Annotated in this window: 18 protein-coding genes and 1 pseudogene; 8 read left to right on the top strand and 11 right to left on the bottom strand. The window is 74.5% G+C overall.

The window, feature by feature from the left end:
- Positions 1-58 precede the first annotated feature (58 nt).
- The 6 genes from GTY84_RS03855 to GTY84_RS03830 all read left to right on the top strand — a co-directional run bounded on the left by GTY84_RS03855 (position 59) and on the right by GTY84_RS03830 (position 7,745).
- Complete coding sequence (locus tag GTY84_RS03855) at positions 59-1,141, top strand: nitronate monooxygenase (protein ID WP_161224660.1); 1,083 nt, start codon at positions 59-61, stop codon at positions 1,139-1,141.
- Positions 1,141-1,890, top strand: coding sequence for a 16S rRNA (uracil(1498)-N(3))-methyltransferase (locus tag GTY84_RS03850; RefSeq protein WP_161224659.1), 750 nt, complete (start codon positions 1,141-1,143; stop codon positions 1,888-1,890). The genes GTY84_RS03855 and GTY84_RS03850 overlap by 1 nt, the downstream gene beginning before the upstream one ends.
- Before the next feature lie 200 nt (positions 1,891-2,090).
- A complete protein-coding gene (locus GTY84_RS03845; RefSeq protein WP_161224658.1) occupies positions 2,091-5,285 on the top strand; it encodes a S41 family peptidase in 3,195 nt (1,064 codons plus the stop codon).
- Positions 5,286-5,462: 177 nt separating this feature from the next.
- Positions 5,463-5,816 (top strand): histidine triad nucleotide-binding protein, encoded by a 354-nt coding sequence (locus GTY84_RS03840; protein ID WP_161224657.1) that lies wholly within the window; start codon positions 5,463-5,465, stop codon positions 5,814-5,816.
- A gap of 10 nt (positions 5,817-5,826) precedes the next feature.
- Positions 5,827-6,732: a ribonuclease Z gene (locus tag GTY84_RS03835; protein WP_161224656.1), complete on the top strand. Its 906-nt coding sequence runs from the start codon at positions 5,827-5,829 to the stop codon at positions 6,730-6,732.
- A 20-nt stretch (positions 6,733-6,752) separates the two neighbouring features.
- Positions 6,753-7,745 (top strand): adenosine deaminase, encoded by a 993-nt coding sequence (locus tag GTY84_RS03830; RefSeq protein ID WP_161224655.1) that lies wholly within the window; start codon positions 6,753-6,755, stop codon positions 7,743-7,745.
- An 88-nt stretch (positions 7,746-7,833) separates the two neighbouring features.
- Here the strand turns inward: GTY84_RS03830 and GTY84_RS03825 are convergent, their stop codons facing one another.
- Entirely contained in the window at positions 7,834-9,195 is a 1,362-nt protein-coding gene (locus tag GTY84_RS03825; RefSeq protein WP_161224654.1) for an MFS transporter, read from the bottom strand.
- 424 nt (positions 9,196-9,619) lie between these two features.
- On the opposite strand from GTY84_RS03825, the gene GTY84_RS03820 reads away from it, so the two are divergent.
- Complete coding sequence (locus GTY84_RS03820; protein WP_237532025.1) at positions 9,620-10,681, top strand: PfkB family carbohydrate kinase; 1,062 nt, start codon at positions 9,620-9,622, stop codon at positions 10,679-10,681.
- Positions 10,682-10,996: 315 nt separating this feature from the next.
- On the opposite strand, the gene era is transcribed toward GTY84_RS03820, so the two are convergent.
- The 10 genes and pseudogenes from era to GTY84_RS03770 all read right to left on the bottom strand — a co-directional run bounded on the left by era (position 10,997) and on the right by GTY84_RS03770 (position 20,031).
- Positions 10,997-11,950: a GTPase Era gene (gene era / locus GTY84_RS03815; protein WP_161224652.1), complete on the bottom strand. Its 954-nt coding sequence runs from the start codon at positions 11,948-11,950 to the stop codon at positions 10,997-10,999.
- 427 nt (positions 11,951-12,377) lie between these two features.
- Positions 12,378-13,244 carry an alpha/beta hydrolase gene (locus tag GTY84_RS03810; protein ID WP_345943332.1) on the bottom strand — a complete coding sequence of 289 codons (867 nt, stop codon included), beginning with the start codon at positions 13,242-13,244 and terminating at the stop codon, positions 12,378-12,380.
- Between the two features lie 170 nt (positions 13,245-13,414).
- A complete protein-coding gene (locus GTY84_RS03805) occupies positions 13,415-13,768 on the bottom strand; it encodes a cytidine deaminase (protein WP_161224650.1) in 354 nt (117 codons plus the stop codon).
- 379 nt (positions 13,769-14,147) lie between these two features.
- Entirely contained in the window at positions 14,148-14,507 is a 360-nt protein-coding gene (locus tag GTY84_RS03800) for an MmcQ/YjbR family DNA-binding protein (RefSeq protein WP_161224649.1), read from the bottom strand.
- Positions 14,504-15,808, bottom strand: a complete 1,305-nt coding sequence (locus GTY84_RS03795) for a hemolysin family protein (protein WP_161224648.1) — start codon at positions 15,806-15,808, stop codon at positions 14,504-14,506. Before GTY84_RS03795 ends, GTY84_RS03800 begins: the two co-directional genes overlap by 4 nt.
- Positions 15,805-16,302, bottom strand: a complete 498-nt coding sequence (ybeY, locus tag GTY84_RS03790; protein ID WP_161224647.1) for an rRNA maturation RNase YbeY — start codon at positions 16,300-16,302, stop codon at positions 15,805-15,807. The genes GTY84_RS03795 and ybeY overlap by 4 nt, the downstream gene beginning before the upstream one ends.
- Before the next feature lie 12 nt (positions 16,303-16,314).
- Positions 16,315-17,391, bottom strand: coding sequence for a PhoH family protein (locus tag GTY84_RS03785; protein ID WP_161224646.1), 1,077 nt, complete (start codon positions 17,389-17,391; stop codon positions 16,315-16,317).
- A gap of 147 nt (positions 17,392-17,538) precedes the next feature.
- Positions 17,539-17,862, bottom strand: a pseudogene (locus GTY84_RS03780) (family 1 glycosylhydrolase); the annotation flags it as partial.
- Positions 17,863-18,672: 810 nt separating this feature from the next.
- Positions 18,673-18,939: a protealysin inhibitor emfourin gene (locus GTY84_RS03775; protein WP_161224645.1), complete on the bottom strand. Its 267-nt coding sequence runs from the start codon at positions 18,937-18,939 to the stop codon at positions 18,673-18,675.
- Between the two features lie 21 nt (positions 18,940-18,960).
- Positions 18,961-20,031 carry a M4 family metallopeptidase gene (locus tag GTY84_RS03770; protein WP_345943334.1) on the bottom strand — a complete coding sequence of 357 codons (1,071 nt, stop codon included), beginning with the start codon at positions 20,029-20,031 and terminating at the stop codon, positions 18,961-18,963.
- Between the two features lie 351 nt (positions 20,032-20,382).
- Between GTY84_RS03770 and leuA the strand changes: the two genes are divergently transcribed.
- A complete protein-coding gene (leuA, locus tag GTY84_RS03760) occupies positions 20,383-22,104 on the top strand; it encodes a 2-isopropylmalate synthase (RefSeq protein ID WP_161224643.1) in 1,722 nt (573 codons plus the stop codon).
- Positions 22,105-22,176 lie beyond the last annotated feature (72 nt).

Here is a 22,176-nt window from a genome sequence, read left to right as displayed (position 1 = left end):
CGGTGCCGGGCGGACGGTCGGGTTCGGACTTGCCCAGGAGGCATGACACCATGCGGTCATGTCCTCCGCACTGACCGATCTCTTCCCCTACCCGATCGTGCAGGCGCCCATGGCCGGCGGCGTCGCCGTGCCGCGGCTCGCCGCCGCGGTCTCCGAGGCGGGCGGGCTCGGGTTCCTGGCCGCCGGGTACAAGACCGCGGACGGGATGTACCAGGAGATCAAGCAGCTCCGGGGACTGACGGGCCACCCCTTCGGGGTCAACCTGTTCATGCCGCAGCCGGAGACCGCCGACCCCGCCGCCGTCGGCGTCTACGCCCACCAGCTCGCCGGGGAGGCCGTCTGGTACGAGACCGAGCTGGGCGACCCCGACAGCGGACGCGACGACGGCTACGACGCCAAGCTCGCGGTGCTGCTGGACAACCCGGTGCCGGTGGTCTCGTTCCACTTCGGCGTCCCCGGCCCCGAGGCCGTCGAGTCCCTGCACCGCGCCGGCAGCTTCGTCCTGGCCACGGCGACCACCGCGGAGGAGGCCAGGGCCGTCGAACGGTCCGGCGCCGACGCGGTGATCGCCCAGGGGGTGGAGGCCGGCGGCCACCAGGGGCGGCACCGGGACGACCCGGAGACCGACGCGGCCGGCATCGGGCTGCTGGCGCTGATCACCCAGGTGCGCGAGGCCGTGGACCTGCCGATCGTCGCCGCGGGCGGCATCATGCGCGGCGGCCAGATCGCCGCCGTGCTCGCCGCCGGCGCCGACGCGGCCCAGCTCGGCACCGCCTTCGTCGCCGCCTCCGAGTCCGGCGCCCACGCCCTGCACAAGCGGGCCCTCACCGACCCGCTGTACGTCCGGACCGAACTCACCCGCGCCTTCTCCGGCCGCCCGGCCCGCGCGCTGGTCAACCGCTTCGTGCGGGAGCACGGGCCGTACGTCCCCGCCGCCTACCCGGACGTCCACCACCTCACCGCGCCGCTGCGCGGGGCGGCGGCCAGGGCGGGCGACGCGCAGGGCATGGCGCTGTGGGCGGGCCAGGGGCACCGGCTGGCCCGGGAACTGCCCGCCGGGCGGCTGGTCGAGCTGCTGGTCGACGAACTGGCCACCGCCGGGGCCGAGTTGGCGCACTACACCGGGGGAGGCGCGGGCTGATGACGGCACCCGTGTTCGTGGTCGGCTCCCTGCGGTCCGAGGACGTCCCCGGCGGGGAGTACGTCCTCGACGGTCCCGAGGGGCGGCACGCGGTCTCCGTGAAGCGGCTGCGGCCCGGCGAGGCGCTCGTCCTCACCGACGGGCACGGACGCTGGGCCGAGGGCCTGGTCCGGGCCGCCGAGGGCAAGGACCGCCTGGTCGTCACCGGCCTGGGGACGGTCCGCGAGGACGCCCCCGAGGAGCCCCGCATCACCGTCGTCCAGGCCCTCCCCAAGGGCGACCGCGGGGAACTGGCGGTGGAGACGATGACCGAGGTCGGCGTCGACGCGATCGTGCCCTGGGCGGCGTCCCGCTGCGTCACGCAGTGGCGCGGCGAGCGCGGGGCGAAGGCGCTCGGCAAGTGGCGGGCGACGGCCCGCGAGGCCGGGAAGCAGTCCCGGCGCACCCGCTTCCCCGAGGTCGCGGACGCGATGACCGGCAAGCAGGTCGCCGCGCTGCTGGCCACCGCCGACTTCGCCGCGGTGCTCCACGAGAGCGGCGAGGAACCGCTGGCCAAAGCCGCGCTCCCCGCCGCCGGTCACCTCGTGCTAGTCGTCGGGCCCGAGGGCGGGGTCTCCCCGGAGGAGCTGGCGCTCTTCGCGGAGGCGGGCGCCCGCCCGTACCGGCTGGGCCGCAGCGTCCTGCGCACCTCCACCGCCGGTACGGCGGCGGCGGCCCTCCTGCTGACCCGCACGGGCCGCTGGTCCTGAAACCACGGGGCGCGCCGGGCGCTTGGCCCCCCGCCGCACCCGGCGCCCCGGCCGACCGGCGCCCCGGCCGGACGGCGTGTGCCGGGCCGGCGTCCCGGCCCGTCCCCACCCCTCCGGTCATGGGCCCCGTCCCGCCCTCGACGTGGTGAAGTGATCCGAACCCCTGTCGGTCGGCCGCCGGGGCTGCATAGGCTGAGGGGGTGACACAGCCCGCAGCGCCTGCCTATCTCCGGTTCCCGCATCCGCACGGTGAGTTGGTCGCCTTCACCGCCGAGGACGACGTGTGGCTCGCCCCGCTCGACGGTGGCCGCGCCTGGCGCGTCAGCGCCGACAACGTACCGGTCAGCCATCCGCGGATCTCGCCCGACGGCACCACGGTCGCCTGGACCTCCACCCGCGACGGTGCCCCCGAGGTGCACGTCGCCCCCGTGGACGGCGGCCCCGCCCGTCGGCTCACCCACTGGGGCGGTGCGCGCACCCAGGTGCGCGGCTGGACCCGGGACGGCCGGGTCCTCGCCCTCGGCGCCCACGGCGAGGCCAGCGTCCGCCGCACCTGGGCCCGCGCCGTGCCCCTCGACGGGGGCCCCGCCGAGACCCTTCCCTACGGCCACGTCGGGGAGGTCGCCCTCGGACCGCGCACCGTGCTGCTGTCCGCCGCGAGCCGCGACGCCGCCTGGTGGAAGCGCTACCGGGGCGGCACGGCCGGCAAGCTCTGGATCGACGCCCAGGGCGACGGCGAGTTCGTCCGGCTGCACGAGGACCTCGACGGCCAGATCGAGTACCCCTTCTGGACCGGGGACCGCCTCGCCTTCCTCAGCGACCACGAGGGCACCGGCGCCCTCTACTCCTCCCTCGCCGACGGCGGCGACCTGCGCCGCCACACCCCACTCGGCGGCTTCTACGCCCGCCAGGCCGCCACCGACGGCACCCGCGTCGTCTACACCAGCGCCGGTGAGCTGTGGACGCTGGACGACCTGGACGGCGCCGAGCCGCGCCGGCTCGACATCCGCCTCGGCGGCTCCCGCACCGACCTCCAGCCCTACCCGGTCAACGCCGCCCGCTGGCTCGGCGCCGCCTCCCCGGACCACACCGGCCGCGGCAGCGCCGTCTCGGTGCGCGGCGGCGTCCACTGGGTCACCCACCGCTCCGGCCCCGCCCGCGCCCTCGCCGCCACCCCCGGGGTGCGCACCCGGCTGCCGCGCGCCTTCCGCGCCGACGGCGAGGAATGGGTGGTGTGGGTGACGGACGCCGAGGGCGACGACGCCCTGGAGTTCGCCCCCGCCACCGGCCTCGCCCCCGGCGCCACCCCGCGCCGCCTCGCCGCCGGACGGCTCGGCCGGGTCCTCGCCCTCGCCGTGGCGCCCGACGGCAGCCGCGCCGCCGTCGCCTCGCACGACGGCCGGGTGCTGCTCGTCGAGCGCGAGTCCGGCGAGGTCCGCGAGGTCGACCGGAGCGAGAACGGCGACGCCACCGGCCTGGTCTTCTCGCCCGACTCCTCCTGGCTCGCCTGGTCCCACCCCGGCCCCGACCCGCTGCGCCAGCTCAAGCTGGCCAACACCACCGATCTGTCGGTCAGCGAGGCCACCCCGCTGCGCTTCCGGGACCACGCGCCCGCCTTCACCCTGGACGGCAAGCACCTCGCCTTCCTCTCCACCCGCTCCTTCGACCCGGTCTACGACGAGCACGCCTTCGACCTGGCCTTCGTCGAGGGCGCCCGCCCCCACCTGATCACCCTCGCCGCGACCACCCCCTCGCCCTTCGGCCCGCAGCGCCACGGCCGGCCCTTCGAGACGCCGGACCGCGAGGAGACCCCCGACAGCGAGGGCACCCCCACCACCCGCATCGACATCGAGGGCCTCGCCGACCGCATCGTGCCCTTCCCGGTCGAGGCCGGCCGCTACTCGCGGCTGCGCGCCGCCAAGGACGGCGTCCTCTGGCTGCGCCACCCGGTCACCGGCGTCCTCGGCGCCTCCCGCGCCACCCCGGACGCCTCCGACCCGGGCAACGACCTGGAGCGCTACGACCTCGCCCAGCTCCGCGTCGAGCACCTGGCCGGCGACGCCGACGGCTTCGAGGTCAGCGGCGACGGCAAGCGCCTGCTGCTCTGGACCGAGGGCCGCCTCAAGGTCGTCCCCAGCGACCGGCGGGCCTCCGGCGACGAGGACAGCGACACCAACATCACCGTCGACCTCGGCAGGGTCCGCCAGATCGTCGACCCGGCCGCCGAGTGGCGCCAGATGTACGAGGAGACCGGCCGTGTCATGCGGGACAACTTCTGGCACCCCGGCCTGAACGGGGTCGACTGGGAGGGCGTGCTCGACCGCTACCGGCCCGTCCTGGACCGCGTCGCCACCCATGACGACCTCGTCGACCTGCTCTGGGAGGTCCAGGGTGAACTGGGCACCTCCCACGCCTACGTCATCCCGCGCGGCGGCCACGGCGACGGCGCCCGGCAGGGCCTGCTCGGCGCCGACCTCTCCCGCCACGAGGACGGCCTCTGGCGCGTCGACCGGGTGCTGCCCTCCGAGACCTCCGACCCGGAGGCCCGCTCCCCGCTCGCCGCGCCCGGCGTCGCGGTCCGTGCCGGGGACGCGGTCGTGGCCGTCGCCGGACAGCCCGTCGACCCGGTCACCGGCCCCGGACCGCTGCTCGTCGGCACCGCGGGCAAGCCCGTCGAGCTGACCGTCCTTCCGGCCGGCGGCGGCGAGGCGCGGCACGCGGTCGTCGTCCCCCTCGCCGACGAGGAGCCGCTGCGCTACCACGACTGGGTCGCCGGCCGCCGCGCCCACGTCCACGAGTCGTCCGGCGGGCGGCTCGGCTACCTCCACGTGCCCGACATGGTCGGCTCCGGCTGGGCCCAGCTCCACCGGGACCTGCGCGTCGAGGTCGCCCGCGAGGGACTGGTCGTCGACGTGCGCGAGAACCGCGGCGGACACACCTCCCAGCTCGTCGTGGAGAAGCTGGCCCGGCGCATCGTCGGCTGGGACCTGCCGCGCGGCATGCGCCCGCAGAGCTACCCCCTGGACGCCCCCCGGGGGCCGGTCGTCGCCGTCGCCAACGAGTTCTCCGGATCGGACGGCGACATCGTCAACGCCGCCATCAAGGCGCTCGGCATCGGACCCGTCGTCGGCACCCGCACCTGGGGCGGCGTCGTCGGCATCGACAGCCGCTACACCCTGGTCGACGGCACCCTGATCACCCAGCCCAAGTACGCCTTCTGGCTGGAGGGCTACGGCTGGGGCGTGGAGAACCACGGCGTCGACCCCGACGTCGAGGTCCCGCAGCGCCCGCAGGACCACGTGGCGGGCCGCGACGCCCAGCTCGACGAGGCCGTCCGCATCGCGCTGGCCGCCCTGGCGGAGAACCCGGCGAAGACCCCGCCGGAGCTGCCCTGACGGGGCGCCCCGGGCCGCGCGCGCTCCCCGCGGGCGGGCGCGCGGCCCGGGGCGCCCTTGCCGTACCGGTCCGCGGCGCCGTAGCCTCCCGGCCCCGGCGGTGATGACGGCGCCCGGCACCCCGTGGACGCCGCTCGCTACCATGCCCCCAGAAGATCACCACATAAGGAGCGCCAGATGGCAGGGGAGCCGCATGAGGACTGCCTGTTCTGCAAGATCGTCGAAGGGCGGATCCCCGCGACGATCGTCCGCGAGACGGAGACCACCGTCGCGTTCCGCGACATAAACCCGCAGGCGCCCACCCACGTCCTGGTGATCCCCAAGGCCCACTACCAGGACGCCGCCGCCCTCGCCGCCGGGGCCCCCGAGACCGCCGCCGAGGTGCTGCGCGAGACCCGGGCCGTCGCCGAGCAGGAGCGGCTGGACAGCTACCGCACCATCTTCAACACCGGCGCCGGGGCCGGCCAGACCGTGTGGCACGCCCACGCCCACGTGCTCGGCGGGCGCGGCCTCGAATGGCCCCCCGGATAACCGGCGCCCCGTGTCCGTCCGCGAACTCGTCGTCCTCGGCACCGCCAGCCAGGTCCCGACCCGGCACCGCAACCACAACGGCTATCTGCTCCGCTGGGACGGCGAGGGCATCCTGTTCGACCCCGGCGAGGGGACGCAGCGCCAGATGCTGCGTGCCGGGGTCGCCGCGCACGACCTGAACCGGATCTGCGTCACCCACTTCCACGGCGACCACAGCCTGGGCCTCGCCGGGGTGATCCAGCGGGTCAACCTGGACCGGGTCCCGCACCGGGTCACCGCCCACTACCCGCGCTCCGGACAGCGCTTCTTCGAACGGCTGCGGTACGCCACCGCCTACCGGGAGACCGTCGGCATCACCGAGGCCCCCGTCGACGGGGACGGCCCGCTCGCCGTCACCCCCGCCTACACCCTGGAGGCGCGGCGGCTCTCGCACCCCGTCGAGTCCTACGGCTACCGGCTGACCGAGCCCGACGGCCGCCGCATGCTGCCCGAGCGGCTGGCCGCCCGCGGCATCGCCGGCCCCGACGTGGGCCGACTGCACCGGGAGGGCTCGCTGAACGGCGTCGCGCTCGACGAGGTGAGCGAGGTGCGGCGGGGCCAGCGGTTCGCGTTCGTCATGGACACCCGGCTGTGCGAGGGCGTCCACGCCCTCGCCGAGGGCTGCGACCTGCTCGCCATCGAGTCGACCTTCCTCGACGAGGACGCGGCGCTCGCCGAGGAGCACGGCCACCTCACCGCCGGGCAGGCGGCCCGTGTCGCCCGGGACGCGGGCGTGCGGCACCTCGTCCTGACCCACTTCAGCCAGCGCTATCCCGACCCGGCCGAGTTCGAACTGCGGGCCAGGGCCGCCGGGTTCGAGGGCGAGCTGACCGTGGCCCGCGACCTGCAGAGCGTCCCGGTTCCGAAACGTCGGTGAACCGGCCGTACGATGCTTTGATGCCCCTGCCCAAAGCCGAACTGCACCTGCATGTCGAAGGCACACTGGAACCGGAGCTGGCCTTCGAGCTGGCCGCCCGCAACGGCGTGTCCCTGCGTTACCCGGACACCGGGGCCCTGCGCGAGGCGTACCGCTTCGAGGACCTCCAGTCCTTCCTGAACCTGTACTACGAGCTGATGACCGTCCTGCGCACCGAGCGGGACTTCGAGGATCTCGCCGATGCCTACCTCGCCCGCGCCGCGGCACAGGGCGTACGGCACGCGGAGATCTTCTTCGACCCGCAGGCCCATCTGGCCCGGGGCGTGACCATGGACACCGTGGTGGAGGGCCTCTGGCGGGCGCTCGGCCGCAGCCGCTCGACGCACGGCGTCTCCACCCGCCTGATCATGTGCTTCCTGCGCGACGAGTCCGCCGAGTCGGCCCTCGCGATCCTCGACGCCGCCCGGCCCCACCTCGGCCGGATCACCGGTGTCGGCCTGGACTCCGCCGAGGTCGGGCACCCGCCCGCCAAGTTCCGCGAGGTCTACCGGGCCGCCGCGGAGCTCGGGCTGCGCCGGGTCGCGCACGCGGGCGAGGAGGGGCCGCCGGAGTACATCACCGAGGCCCTCGACGTGCTCGGTGTCGAGCGGATCGACCACGGGCTGCGCTGCGCCGAGGACCCGGCGCTGGTCGAGCGGCTGGTGCGGGAGCGGGTGCCGCTGACCCTGTGTCCGCTGTCCAACGTCCGGCTGCGCACCGTCGAGACCCTCGCCGACCATCCGCTCCCGGCCCTGCTCGACGCCGGGCTGCTGTGCACGGTCAACTCCGACGACCCGGCCTACTTCGGCGGCTACGCCGGCGACAACTTCGACGCGGTCGGCGCCGTGCTGGGGCTCGGCCCGGAGCGGCTGCGGGAACTGGCCCGCAACTCCTTTCTCGCCGCCTTCCTGGACGACGAGGAGGAGCTGAGGGCGCGCTACCTCGCCGAGGTGGAGGCGTACGCCTTCCCGTAGCCGTAGCCGTAGCCGTAGCCGTAGCCGTAGCCGTAGCCGTAGCCGCCGGGGCGCCGGGTGCCGTGGCCGTACGGCCCGGGGTGCCTGGTCAGGTGCCGGGGCCGGGGCCGGGCGCGGTTCCGGACTGCCAGGGTCCGGCCGTGCCGTAGGCCCGCTGGACGGGGGCGGCGGGCGCCTCCACGGTGATCTCCACCACCGGCTGCTCCACCGCCCCGACCTCGGGCACCGCCCCGCCGGACGTGCCGGTGGTGGCGGCGACCAGGGCGGCCGGGGTGCCGCCGCGGCGGCGGACCGCGCCCGGCAGCAGCGGCCGGCCGCCGGTGTGCAGGGCGACAGCGGTCATCGGCGCGGCGACCAGCAGCAGGCCCGCGGCCAGCACCAGGCCCATGCCCGCGTAACCGGCCTGCGCGGAGAGCGCGCTGCCGGTCAGCGGACCGGCGGCGGTGCCCAGCGCGGAGGCCGAGCCGACCAGCGCCGCCCAGCGCCCGCGCGGGTCCAGCGAGGCGGCCAGGCCGATCAGATACGACAGGACCACCGGGTAGAGGGTGTTCCAGGCGATCTCGCCGGTGGCGAAGACGGCGGGCGTGGTCGCCGCCGCGCTCAGCGCGATGCATCCCGCGATCAGCACCGTCCCGCCGCCTATCGGCACGGCACGGCCGAGCCGGGGCCCGATCGCGCCCGCCGCCAGCACACCGATCAGACCCGCGCCCAGGGCAGCGGCGAGCACCGCGCCGAGGGCCGCCTCGCTCAGCCCGGCCTGGCTCAGCCCGATCCGTCCGCTGACGCCCCACAGGGAGTTCTGCGCCAGGGCCCAGAACAGCACCGTGACGGCGAGCACCGCGCCCGAACGGCGGTGGGGGAGCGGGGCGGTGGCGGCCGGATCGGTGCCCGGCGCGTCGGGTCCGGCGGCGGCGCCGGCGGGCAGCCGGCCGGTCAGCGGCCACACGGCCAGCGCGGTGAGCGCGATGGCCGCCAGGGGCAGCCCGTGCGAGCGGCCGAGGTGCGGCACCGTCAGATAGACGGCCCCGGCCAGCGCGGAGACGCTCAGCAGTCCCAGCGTGGAGGCCCGGTGCGGATCGCGCTCGGCGGCGATCCGGGTGGCGGCGACCGTGGTGGCCGTACCGGAGCCGAAGCCGCCCACGACGAGTCCGGCGACGACGGCGGGCACGGCGGTGGTCAGCGCGGCCCCGCCGTAGCCGAGGACGGCCAGCAGCAGTCCGAGGCGGGACAGGGCGCGCGGGCCGGTGCGCTGCACCCGGGAGGCGAGCAGGAAGCCCGCCGACGCCGAGCTGAGCAGCAGCGCGCTGCCGACGGCGCCCGCCTGGGTGGCGGAGAGGGGGAGGCCGGTGTCCAGCCTGCCGACGGTGGTCGGCAGCAGGTAGGGCGGCATGTACCCGGCGGTGAAGAGGGCCACGAGGGGCCAGGGTGCGGTGGTGCGGGGGGCGAACACGGGCGTTCCAGGGCGTGCGGAAGGGAGGGGAGTGGGCGCCGACCGTCGACGTGGACAGGGACGTGGACAGGAACGCGCGCGCAATTTGTATCAAGCGGGGGCCGGTGCGAAACAGACGAGATGATGTGATCTGAGTCACATCGCGGTTTGATGTGTTGGATGCTGGGTAGCAGGATGGGCCACCCGATCATGGAACGGGGCCCCGGGACCCCCTCCCACCGGGCCGTGAGCCCTCCGGCGGCGGCCGGTGATGGTGCACACTGTGCTGATCCGCACCACGCTCAGGAGCGCCATCGTGACCGCGTCCACCGTGTCCGCGGCGTCCGACGGGAGCGCCGCAGTCCCCGTCGTGCCCGCCGTCCCCGCCGACGAGCGGACCCACCGCCATCCGCCGGGGGGCCACCGCCACACCCAGGTCGACCCGCTGGCCGCGGTGCGCACGCCGCACGACCCGCCCTGGGACGTCTACCTCACCGGCACGGTCTTCCTCGACATCATCCTCACCGGGCTCGACTCGGCCCCGGTGCGCGGCACCGAGTCCTGGGCGCGGGGCATGGGCTCCAGCCCCGGCGGCGTGGCCAACATGGCGACCGCGCTGGCCCGCCTCGGCCTGCGCACCTCACTGGCGGCGGCCTTCGGCGACGACCACTACGGTGACTACTGCTGGGACGCGCTCTCCCGGGGCGAGGGCATCGATCTGACCCCCTCGCGCACCGTACCCGGCTGGCACTCGCCGGTCACGGTCTCCATGGCGTACGAGGGGGAGCGCACCATGGTCTCGCACGGCCACGAGCCGCCGCCGGGGGAGCCGGTGCCGGACTGCCCGCCCCGCGCGCGGGCCGCGGTCGCCTCCCTCGCGCCGGGTGTCCGGGACCCGTGGATCGCGGAGGCCGCCGGGCGCGGCACCCGGATCTTCGCCGATGTCGGCTGGGACGACACCGGCGCCTGGGACCTGGCCGGGCTGGCCGACCTGGCGCACTGCGAGGCGTTCCTGCCGAACGCGGCCGAGGCCATGCGCTACACCCGCACCGACTGCCCGCGCGCCGCGGCGCACGCGCTGACCGCGCACGTCCCGGTCGCGGTGGTCACCCTGGGCGCGGAGGGCGCGTACGCGGTGGACCGGCGCACCGGGGAGACCGCCGAGGTCCCCGCCATCGCCGTGGAGGCGCTGGACCCGACCGGCGCGGGGGACGTCTTCGTCGCCGGGTTCGTCGCCGGCACCCTGGCCGGCTGGCCCCTCGCCGACCGGCTCTCCTTCGCGGGGCTGACCGCGGCGCTCTCCGTCCAGGAGTTCGGGGGATCCCTGTCGGCGCCGGGCTGGCCCGAGATCGCCACCTGGTGGCACGAGGTCCGCTCGGTCGAGGAGCAGGATCCGGCCGCCCTGCGCCGCTACGCCTTCCTGGCCGGTCTGCTCCCCGGCGACCCGGTCGCCCCCTGGCCCCGCCGCCGGGCGGTCCCCACGATCGGCTACCGGCCTCCGGCCTGACCCGAGGGGAGGACGGGCCCGGGGCGGCGGGGTCCGGCCGGGCTGCGGGGGCGCCTCGGGCCCGGAACGGGGCGTCCGGGGCCCGGTGGGGTGACGGGTCCCCGGGGCCCGGCCCCTGGTGTGCCGCGGCGTCCTCCTGCGCGGGCGCCCGGTGCTTTCCGGGGCCTCCGCGCCCTCTTCCGGGGCAGGGAATCCCGGACCCCCGCCGGAGTTCCGCCCGCTCGCTGCCGGGACGCGAGCCTTCCGCCGGAGCCCCGCGGCCCTGCGTAGCCCCCCTGGCGGACCTGGGACCTTCCCGCGCGGGCCCCGGTCGGCTCAGAAGCCCAGGCGGCGGAGCTGCTTGGGGTCGCGCTGCCAGTCCTTGGCGACCTTCACATGGAGGTCGAGGAAGACCGGGGTGCCGAGCAGGGCCTCGATCTGCTTGCGGGACTTGATGCCCACGTCCTTGAGGCGCTTGCCCTTGGGGCCGATGATGATGCCCTTCTGGCTGGGCCGCTCGATGAAGACGTTGGCGTGGATGTCCAGCAGCGGCTTGTCGGCGGGGCGGTCCTCGCGCGGCAGCATCTCCTCGACGACGACGGCGATGGAGTGCGGCAGCTCGTCGCGCACGCCCTCCAGCGCGGCCTCGCGGATCAGCTCGGCGACCATGACCTGCTCGGGCTCGTCGGTGAGGTCGCCCTCCGGGTAGAGCGCGGGACCCTCGGGCAGCAGCGGGACCAGCAGCTCGGCGAGGAGGTCCACCTGCTTGTTGGCGGTGGCCGACACCGGGACGATCTCCGCCCAGGTGATGCCCAGCTCCTCGCCCAGCCGGTCCACGGCGATGAGCTGCTCGGCGAGGGTCTTGCTGTCGACCAGGTCCGTCTTGGTGATGATGGCGACCTTGGGGGTCTTCCGGATCCCCGCCAGCTCCTTGGCGATGAAGCGGTCTCCGGGGCCGAGCTTCTCGTTGGCCGGCAGGCAGAAGCCGATGACGTCGACCTCGGCCCAGGTGGCGCGCACCACGTCGTTGAGCCGCTCGCCCAGCAGGGTGCGGGGCTTGTGCAGCCCGGGGGTGTCCACGAGGATCAGCTGCGCGCCCGCGCGGTGCACGATCCCGCGGACGGTGTGCCGGGTCGTCTGCGGGCGGTTGGAGGTGATCGCCACCTTCTGCCCGACCAGAGCGTTCGTGAGGGTGGACTTGCCCGCGTTGGGGCGGCCCACGAAGCAGGCGAAGCCGGCCCTGTGGACGCTCTCGGCCGGTTCTTCGGATGACTGGGTGCGCACGCTCATGGCGCCCATTGTCCCTGATCCCCGGGCCCCGCCCGCACCACCGGCCCACGGCGTCGGCCGGGACCCCCACGGCCCCCGGCTCACCCGAGCGGGCCGGGCCGGGTCCGGCGCCCGGGGCACGCACGCGGCCGCCCGGACGTCCCCACCCCACACCGGCCCACAGCCGGGGACGCCCTCTGAGCCGCCGACGCCACCCGGGGACGACCGCCGGAGCCGCCCCGCGCCCCCGGCGGGAGCGGGACCGGCCCGGTCGCGCTCCGCCTCTCGCCCGGCGGTGCTCCGGCAGGACTCGGCGTCGATCGCCCGGACCGCCGACCGCCAGGGCGTCACCTGCGTGGAGGCGCATTCAGCGATCTGATCCGGGTGCGTCCAGCAGGACCCGCTCGGTGACTCCGTAGGCCTCCGCCGGGCGTGCTCGATTCCACCGTCATCGCCGGACGTGGGCCAGCAGGGTGCGCAGGACGGCCTCGGCGTGTGTCCAGAGCAAGGATCCCGCGGCGGCGGGGAGCAGGTGCCGGGTCGCCGTCGGGATCATCCGGGCGAGCGTTTCGCCCAGATCCGGGGAGTGGACCGGGCTGGTGTCCTGCTGTCCGTACCAGAGGTCGACCGGGACGGCGATGTCGGCGGGGTCGAACGGCCAGCGGCCCATCGCCAGGACGGTGTCGCGGGCATAGCCTGCTGGACCCTGGCTGAAGGCCTCCTCCATCGCGTGCCGGAAGGCGTGCTGGAAGACCGGGTCGGTGTAGACCGCGCGATCCGCCTCGGGGCTCGTCGTGATGATCAGGTCCCACAGTGTGTCGGCGCTGCCGAAACCGGCGAAGGAGGCCTCAGCGGCGCCGGGGTCGGCCGCGACGGCGTCCACCATGTCCCTCACCTGCGGGTCCAGCGAGTGGGCGAAGCGAGGATGGGCGAGTTCGTCGCTGCCGGACACCACCGCCACCGCGTTCACCAGACCGTTTGCCGCCAGGGCGAGGGCGAAGGGCGCCCCCTGCGAGAACCCCACCGCCGACGGCGCCCGCAGGGCCCGCTCCTGGACGAGGTGCCGGATGTCGACGGCCCAGCTGGTCAGGGTCCGGCCGGGGGCCGGGTCGGAGGCGCCGAGGCCGGGCCGGTCCACGCTGATGAGCCGGACACCCGCTGCGTCGACGAGGCCGCCGCCCAGACCGAGCCGTCTGCTGGTGGCCGCCCCCGGGCACAGCAGCACCGGGGTGCCGTCGGCTGGTCCCCATTCCGCCCAGCCCAGGAGCCGACCGTCCGGCAGCCGGACCTGTCCGAGCCGCGCTGGTTCACACACGCCGTAATCCACGATCCCCATTGTCCCGTGCCCGCCTCCGGGACTCCGTGGTTCGGACCTCGGGGTGTCTCAGGTCCGGACCGTGAGGTGGTCCTCGGGCCCGGCCCGCAGAGGGGCCGAGCCCCAGGACGGCGGTGTCCCCGGGCCCGGGGTCGGGCTGCGGGGCTGTGTCAGGGGGCCGGGACGGTCTCGCGGACGGTTCCGTCCGGGGCGGCCAGCAGGACCGGGGTGCCCGTGCCGCCCAGGTCGCCGACCGCTGCCAGGTCCTCGGCGGAGGCCGACTCCGCGGCGGTCACCACGGCCGCCGCCTCCAGGGACGTCGCTCCGGAGGCCACCGCCATCGCCACCGCCGTGCGCAGCGCGCTCAGCCGCAGGGAGTCCAGGGCGACCGTCCCGGCGACGTATGTGCGGCCGGTCTCGTCGCGTACGGCCGCGCCCTCCGGCACGCCGTTGCGGGCCCGGGCCGAGCGGGCCAGGGTGACGATCTTGCGGTCCTCGGGGTCGAGGTCGGGGGTCTCGGTCATGGGTCGAGCATACGGAGCCCTGCTGCCCGCCCGGCATGCGGCCGCCCGGCCCGAGGGACCATGGACTCCCGGTGCCGCAGCCGTCCTGCCGGGCGACGCCTCCGGTACCGCGGCCGTCCCGTGGGGCACCTCCCGCAGGACGACCGGCCCCGGCGCCGTAGCCGTCCCGTGGGGCGACCGGCCCCCGGCACCGCGGCCCTTCCGCCGAATGACGGGCCCGGTGCGGCAGTCGTACCGGTGGGTGACCGGGTGACCGGGTGACCGGGTGAGCGACCTGGCGTTCGGCGGTCGGCGCGTTCGCGCGGTGACCGGCCCCTCCGACGGGCGGCCGGAGCCGCCACGTGCGGGTCCCGCCCGCGGGCAGCCCGGCGTCCGGTCGTCAGGGGCGGTCGAGGCGCAGCCGGGTCGCCCGCGGGAGGCCCGCCACCACCAGGTCGTAGGAGTCCTCGGTCAGCTCCCGCACCACCCGGTCCGGCAGGTCCGCGTCCGCCGTCACCGTGTTCCAGTGCCGCTTGTTCAGGTGCCAGCCCGGCACGATCAGCTCCGGGTGCTCCCCGCGCAGCCGCACCGCCTCGTCCGGGTCGCACTTCAGGCTGACCTTCAGCGGGCTCGCGTCCAGCGCGGTCAGCGCGAACATCCTTCCCTCCACCCGGAAGACCGACGTCGCCGCGTCGAAGGGGAAGTCCTCCGCCGAGCCGTTGAAGGAGAGGCAGAGGGCCCGCAGCTCCCCAGGGGTCACTCCGCGTCCTCCGGCCCGGCCGGCTCCTCCGGGTCCACCGGCTCCACCAGCACCGTCACCACCTTGTTCCGGCGGCCCGCCGCCGCCTCCGCCGTGAGCCGCAGCTTCCGTCCGTCGGACAGCTCCACCCGCGCTGTGGCACCCGCGATCGGCACCCGGCCCAGCGCCTTGGCCAGCAGTCCGCCGACGGTCTCCACGTCCTCGTCGTCGAACTCCTCCAGCCCGTACAGCTCGCCCATGTCCCCGATGTCGAGGCGGGCGGTGACCCGGAAGCGGCCCCCGCCCAGCTCCTCCACCGGCGGCAGCTCGCGGTCGTACTCGTCGGTGATCTCCCCGACGATCTCCTCCAGGATGTCCTCGATGGTGACGATCCCGGCGGTGCCGCCGTACTCGTCGACGACGACGGCGACGTGGTTGCGCGCCTTCTGCATCTCGCGCAGCAGATCGCCCGCGTTCTTGGTGTCGGGCACGAAGACCGCGGGCCGTATCGCGGTGGAGACCAGCGCGTTCTCCGCCTCCCGGCTGACATGGGTGCGGCGGACCAGGTCCTTGAGGTACACGATGCCCACGATGTCGTCCTCGCTGTCCCCGGTGACCGGGATGCGGGAGAAACCGGAGCGCAGGGCCAGGGTGAGCGCCTGGCGGATGGTCTTGTAGCGCTCTATGACGACGAGGTCGGTGCGCGGGACCATCACCTCGCGCACCAGGGTGTCGCCCAGCTCGAACACCGAGTGCACCATGCGGCGCTCCTCGGCCTCGATCAGCGACTCCTTCTCCGCGAGGTCCACCATGGCCCGCAGCTCCGCCTCGGAGGCGAACGGGCCCCGGCGGAAGCCCCTGCCGGGGGTGAGCGCGTTGCCGAGGAGGATCAGCAGCGAGGGGATCGGGCCCATGACCCGGGCCAGCGGCAGCAGGACGTACGCCGCCGCCGTCGCCGTGTTCAGCGGGTGCTGGCGGCCGATGGTGCGCGGCGAGACGCCGACGGCGACATAGGAGACCAGGACCATCACCGCGATGGCGACGACCAGCGCCCGCGCGGTGCCGTCGAACTGCCGCAGGCAGGCGTAGGTGACCAGGGCCGCGGCGGCCATCTCGCAGGCCACGCGGACCAGCAGGGCCACGTTCAGATAGCGGGTCGGATCGGCCGCGACCCGCGCCAGTTTGGCGCTGCCCCGCCGGCCCGACCGGACGGCCTCCTCCGCGCGGAAGCTGGAGACCCTGGCGAGCCCCGCCTCCGCGCACGCGGCGAGCCAGGCGATCACCACCAGGGCGACCGCTCCGGCGACGAGCGGGAGGCTCATGAGACGGTGGGGGCCGGGGACGGGCCGGTCAGGCCCTTCTCCGCGCGCCAGCCGTCCACGATGGCGGCCTGCAGACCGAACATCTCGGCCTTCTCGTCCGGTTCCTCATGGTCGTAGCCGAGCAGGTGCAGCACCCCGTGGACGGTGAGCAGCTGCAGCTCCTCGTCCATGGAGTGCCCTGTCGGCGCCTCCTCGCCCTGCCGGGCGGCGACCTCCGGGCAGAGCACGATGTCGCCGAGCAGCCCCTGCGGCGGCTCCTCGTCGTCCTTCGACGGCGGACGCAGCTCGTCCATCGGGAAGGACATGACATCCGTCGGGCCGGGCAGGTCCATCCACTGGATGTGCAGCTGCTCCATGGCGTCGGCGTCCACGACGATCACCGACAGTTCGGAGAGCGGGTGGATGCGCATCCGCGCGAGGGCGTGGCGGGCGATGTCGAGGATCGCCTGCTCGTCGACCTCGGTTCCGGACTCGTTGTTGACGTCGATCGACATGGTCGCGCTGGTCTACTTCCCCTTGGCCTTGGCGCCGGGTCCGTTCCGCGCGCCCTGGTGGGCGTCGTTCCCGGTGCCGTTCCTGCTGTCGTACTTCTCGTAGGCGTCGACGATACGGCCCACCAGCCGGTGCCGGACGACATCGTCGGACGTCAGCCGGGAGAAGTGGACGTCCTCGACGCCGTCCAGGATGTCCTGGACCTGCCGCAGCCCGGACTTGGTGCCGCCCGGCAGGTCGACCTGGGTCACGTCACCGGTGATCACGATCTTCGAGTCGAAGCCGAGCCGGGTCAGGAACATCTTCATCTGCTCGGGGCTGGTGTTCTGCGCCTCGTCCAGGATGATGAACGCGTCGTTCAGCGTCCGGCCGCGCATGTACGCCAGGGGCGCGACCTCGATGGTGCCCGCCGCCATCAGCCGGGGGATGGAGTCGGGGTCGAGCATGTCGTGCAGCGCGTCGTAGAGCGGGCGCAGATAGGGGTCGATCTTCTCGTACAGGGTGCCCGGGAGGAAGCCGAGCCGCTCGCCGGCCTCGACCGCCGGGCGGGTCAGGATGATCCGGTTGACCTGCTTGGACTGGAGCGCCTGCACGGCCTTGGCCATGGCCAGGTAGGTCTTGCCGGTGCCGGCGGGGCCGATGCCGAAGACGATGGTGTGCTTGTCGATGGCGTCGACGTACCGCTTCTGGTTGAGCGTCTTGGGGCGGATGGTGCGTCCCCGCGAGGACAGGATGTTCTGCGTGAGCACCTGGGCCGGGGTCTCCTGCCCCTCGCCCTCCCCGTTCCCGCTCGCCCTGAGCATGGCGATCGAGCGTTCCACTGCGTCCTCCGTCATGGGCTGCCCCGTGCGCAGCACCAGCATCATCTCGTCGAACACGCGCTGGACGAGGGCCACCTCGCGCGCGTCGCCGACGGCGCTGATCTCATTTCCCCGGACATGGATGTCGGCCGCCGGGAAGGCCTTCTCGATCACGCGCAGCAGCGAATCTCCCGACCCCAGCACCGTCACCATGGGGTGCCGGGCGGGGACGGTGAACTGTGCTCTCGCCTGCCCCTGCGCGGGCGGGTGAGCTGAGGGTGTCTGCGTCATGGGCCGGCGCTCTAGGCCTGCTCGTCCTCCTCTGCGGCGGGTGCCGCGTGACGGGTGGGTCTGCTGACTCCAGCGTACGACTCCCCGCCGACACCGCCGAGGGCTTTTCCCCGGCGGCTCCCGGAAGGGCCCCGGCGGAGCGGGCGCTCAGGCGCCCCGCTGCCGCCGCAGCACGTCCCGGAACCAGTGGTACGACGTCTTCGGGGTGCGTTCCAGCGTCGCGAAGTCCACGTGGACCAGCCCGAACCGCTGTGCGTAGTCCTTCGCCCACTCGAAGTTGTCCAGCAGCGACCACACGAAGTAGCCGCGCACGTCGCCCCCGGCGGTGAGCGCCGTGTGCAGGGCGCGGAGGTGGCCGTCGAGGCAGGCGACGCGGTCGCGGTCGTCGAGGCCCTCGCAGGAGCAGCCGTTCCCGGTGATGACCACGGGCGGCAGCCGGTCGCCGTAGCGGTCGCGCAGTCCGGTGAGGAGTAGGGACCCGGGGTGACGGGACGGGGGCGGGCCCGCGAGGGCGGGGGCGGTGTCCGGCAGCGCGGGGGCGGAGGCCCGTGTGGCGGCCCGTAGGGCCGGGGCCGGAGTAGGCGCGTCGGTGTGTGGGGTCTCCGGCGCGGTGTCCTCCGCGGAGGGGTGGGCGTGGGGCGGCGGGGAGGCCCCGAGGAGCCCGGGGAGGTGTCCACGGGACCGGCGGCGTCTGCGGGCACGGCGGCGGGACCTGCGGGTCCGCGGGAGGTCCCGAGGCGTCCGGCGGGGTCCGCACCCCCGTGCGGGGCCGGTGCGCCGGGGTGGGGGCGCGTGCGTGGACCCGTGCGGGCGCGCGGGCTCCTCCGTGCGGCGCGCCGGTCCACCGCCCGCACACGGGACCGCCGCTCGTACGCCCCTGACCCGGCCCGCGACCCCCACCGGTCCCACGGGTCCCACCGTCCCGGTCCCCGACGGCGCGCGCCTCCGGAGGCGGCGAGGCAACCACCGGCAACGGTCCGGGCGGTGCCGCGTCCCCCACCCGCGCCCCACGGTCCCGCCGTCACCGACGATCCCCCCACGGGCGGCCCGGTTCCCCGCCGGCCGCGGACCGCCGACGGGTCGCTGAACCGCCTCCGCCCGCCCCGCGCCCGGCGGACCGCCGTGGCACGCGGGAAGGGGCTCCGGCCCGGCGGCCCGGCCCGGAGCCGTGTGCCGGGCCGGAGCCGCCTGCCGGGCCGCCGCCCCCGTGCTGTGGGTCGGACCCCGCCCCGCGCGGCACGTGGGGCATCCGCCCCCGCGCCGCGCTTCGGGGCTCCGCCCCTACGCCCCCTCCTTCAACACCCGTGAGATCAGCCTGCGCTGCTCGTCCGTCAGCCGGGGGTCGGCGGTGTACACCGTCCTGCCGTCGACGGTGATCTCGTAGCCGAAACCGTCCGGCACGCCGGGCGGGGGCGCGCCCCGGCCGCTCGCGACCACCCGCTCGGCCAGGGCCCGCCACTCGTCCGCGTCGGGCCGCCCCGCCGTGTCGATCTCCGCGTGGCGTTCGATGCCCGCGAAACCGCCCGTGCGCCTCACCTGAATCCGCATGGCTCAGTGTCCCGTACGGGGCTACGACGTGGGCACCCCGACCTGCTCCCACGCCTTGGCCACCGCGTCCAGGTCGTCGCCCTCGCCGAAGCGCTCGCGGGCGGCCGCCACGGTCAGCGCGGCGAAGTCCGCGAACTGGGCGTCCTGGGCCAGCTCGCCGCCGGCCAGCACGTCGTACCAGACCTGGCCGGCCTTCTCCCAGGCGTTGCCGCCGAGGGCGGTGGCGAGGAGGTAGAAGGCGTGGTTGGGGATGCCGGAGTTGATGTGGACGCCCCCGTTGTCGCGGCCGGTGCGCACGTAGTCGTCCATCGTCGCGGGCTGCGGGTCCTTGCCGAGGACGTCGTCGTCGTACGCCGTGCCGGGGGCCTTCATGGAGCGCAGCGCGACCCCGGTGACCCGCTCGGCGAGCAGCCCGGCGCCGATCAGCCAGTCGGCCTCGGCGGCGCTCTGGCCGAGCGTGTACTGCTTGATGAGGGAGCCGAAGACGTCGGACACCGACTCGTTGAGCGCGCCCGGCTGCCCGTAGTAGGTCAGATTGGCGGTGTGCTGGGTGACGCCGTGGGCCAGCTCGTGGCCGATGACGTCGACGGGGATGGTGAAGTCGAGGAAGATCTCGCCGTCGCCGTCGCCGAACACCATCTGCTCGCCGTTCCAGAAGGCGTTGTTGTACTCCCGGTCGTAGTGCACCGTCGCGTCCAGCGGGAGCCCGGCGCCGTCGATGGAGTCGCGCCGGAAGGCGGTGAGGAACAGCTCGAAGGTGGCGCCGAGCCCCGCGTGGGCGCGGTTGACGGTGGCGTCCTTGCCGGGCTCGTCGCCCTCGCGGCGGACCTTGCGGCCGGGCAGGTCCGTCCCGTGCCGCGCGTCATAGATGGTGCGGTGGGGCTTGCCGGCCTCGGCGCCGGCCCGCGGGGCGACGCCGGGGGCGCCGATGACGGTGGTCAGACCGCGGTGGGTGCGCTCGAAGGCGTCGCGCTGGAGGGTGCGGCGGGCGGGCCCGGCGAGGACCGGGTCCGCGTGCCGGGCGAGCCGGTCGAGGACGTGGGGCGGCACGATCGTGCAGAAGACGGGCTCGAAGCGCCCGTGGGTGGTGATGCCCGAGGAGGTCGTCATGGAAAAACCATCGCACTGTGTGACTCGACTGTCACCAGAAGCAACCGTGATGGATGAACTGCGGTGCGCGGGGGGTTCCGTGGCGGTCGCCTTGGTGGTATGGAGCACGTTTTGTCCGGATAGCCCGTGCGGTCCCGCATACTGGGACGGACCCGCGCGACCGGCGTGGCTCGGCTAAGGTGCGGAGCATCATGCGTTTCGGGCTGCTTCTCCTTAGCTGCCGCGGCGAGGGCCTGTAGAAGGCCGACTCCCTCCCCGCGGAGCTTGGTGGTGCCGTCGGCCGTCCTTCCGGACACGCGGACACCGCGGCAATCACGAGGAGCCCACACCATCATGGTCAACCGCCAGCAGCCCAGCCCCATGCCCACCGGCAAGTACCGCGGTTACGAGCAGGTCGACATCGCCGACCGCACCTGGCCCTCCCGGCGGATCACCGCCGCCCCCCGCTGGCTCTCCACCGACCTGCGCGACGGCAACCAGGCCCTGATCGACCCGATGTCGCCCGCCCGCAAGCGCGCGATGTTCGACCTGCTGGTCAGGATGGGCTACAAGGAGATCGAGGTCGGCTTCCCGGCCTCCGGCCAGACCGACTACGACTTCGTACGGTCGATCATCGAGGACCCGGACGCCATCCCGGAGGACGTGACCATCTCCGTCCTGACGCAGGCCCGCGAGGACCTGATCGAGCGCACCGTGGAGTCCCTGAAGGGCGCCCGGCGGGCCACCGTCCACCTGTACAACGCCACCGCGCCGGTGTTCCGCCGGGTCGTCTTCCGGGGCTCCAGGGACGACATCAAGCAGATCGCCGTCGACGGCACCCGGCTGGTCATGGAGTACGCCGAGAAACTGCTGGGCCCGGAGACGGAGTTCGGCTACCAGTACTCGCCGGAGATCTTCACCGACACCGAGCTGGACTTCGCGCTGGAGGTCTGCGAGGCGGTGATGGACACCTACCAGCCCGGCCCGGGGCGCGAGATCATCCTCAACCTGCCCGCCACGGTGGAGCGTTCGACGCCGTCCACGCACGCGGACCGCTTCGAGTGGATGGGCCGCCACCTGTCCCGCCGCGAGTACGTCTGCCTGTCCGTGCACCCGCACAACGACCGCGGCACGGCGGTGGCGGCGGCCGAGCTGGCGCTGATGGCGGGCGCCGACCGCGTCGAGGGCTGCCTGTTCGGGCAGGGCGAGCGGACCGGCAACGTCGACCTGGTCACCCTGGGCATGAACCTGTTCTCCCAGGGCGTGGACCCGCAGATCGATTTCTCCGACATCGACGAGATCCGCCGCACCTGGGAGTACTGCAACCAGATGGAGGTCCACCCGCGCCACCCGTACGTTGGGGACCTGGTCTACACGTCCTTCTCCGGCTCCCACCAGGACGCCATCAAGAAGGGCTTCGACGCGATGGAGGCCGACGCGGCGGCCCGCGGCGTCACCGTCGACGACATCGAGTGGGCGGTGCCGTACCTGCCCATCGACCCCAAGGACGTGGGCCGCTCCTACGAGGCGGTCATCCGGGTCAACTCGCAGTCCGGCAAGGGCGGCATCGCCTACGTCCTGAAGAACGACCACAAGCTGGACCTGCCGCGCCGGATGCAGATCGAGTTCTCGAAGATCATCCAGGCCAAGACCGACGCCGAGGGCGGGGAGATCACCCCGGCGGCGATCTGGGACGTCTTCCAGGACGAGTACCTGCCCAACCCGGACAACCCCTGGGGCCGCATCCAGGTCGCCCAGGGCCAGACCACGACCGACCGCGACGGCGTGGACACGCTGACCGTGGAGGCCGCCGTGGACGGGCGGGAGACCACCCTGGTCGGCTCCGGCAACGGGCCGATCTCGGCCTTCTTCCACGCGCTGGAGGGCGTCGGCGTCGACGCGCGGCTGCTGGACTACCAGGAGCACACGATGAGCGAGGGCGCCTCCGCCCAGGCCGCCTCCTACATCGAGTGCGCCGTCGGCGACAAGGTTCTGTGGGGCGTCGGAATCGACGCGAACACCACGCGCGCCTCGATGAAGGCCGTGGTCTCGGCCGTCAACCGCGCATCTCGCTGACCAGCCGAATCAGTGGTTTGGAGCCCCGACCGCCCGAAAAATGGCGGGCGGGGCTCCGTCGTTTACCGGCCA

The sequence above is a fragment of the Streptomyces sp. SID8352 genome (assembly GCF_009862265.1).
GTDB lineage: Bacteria > Actinomycetota > Actinomycetes > Streptomycetales > Streptomycetaceae > Streptomyces.
The sequence above is the reverse complement of the archived record's forward strand: the minus strand, read 5'-3'. Positions and strand labels throughout refer to the sequence as shown.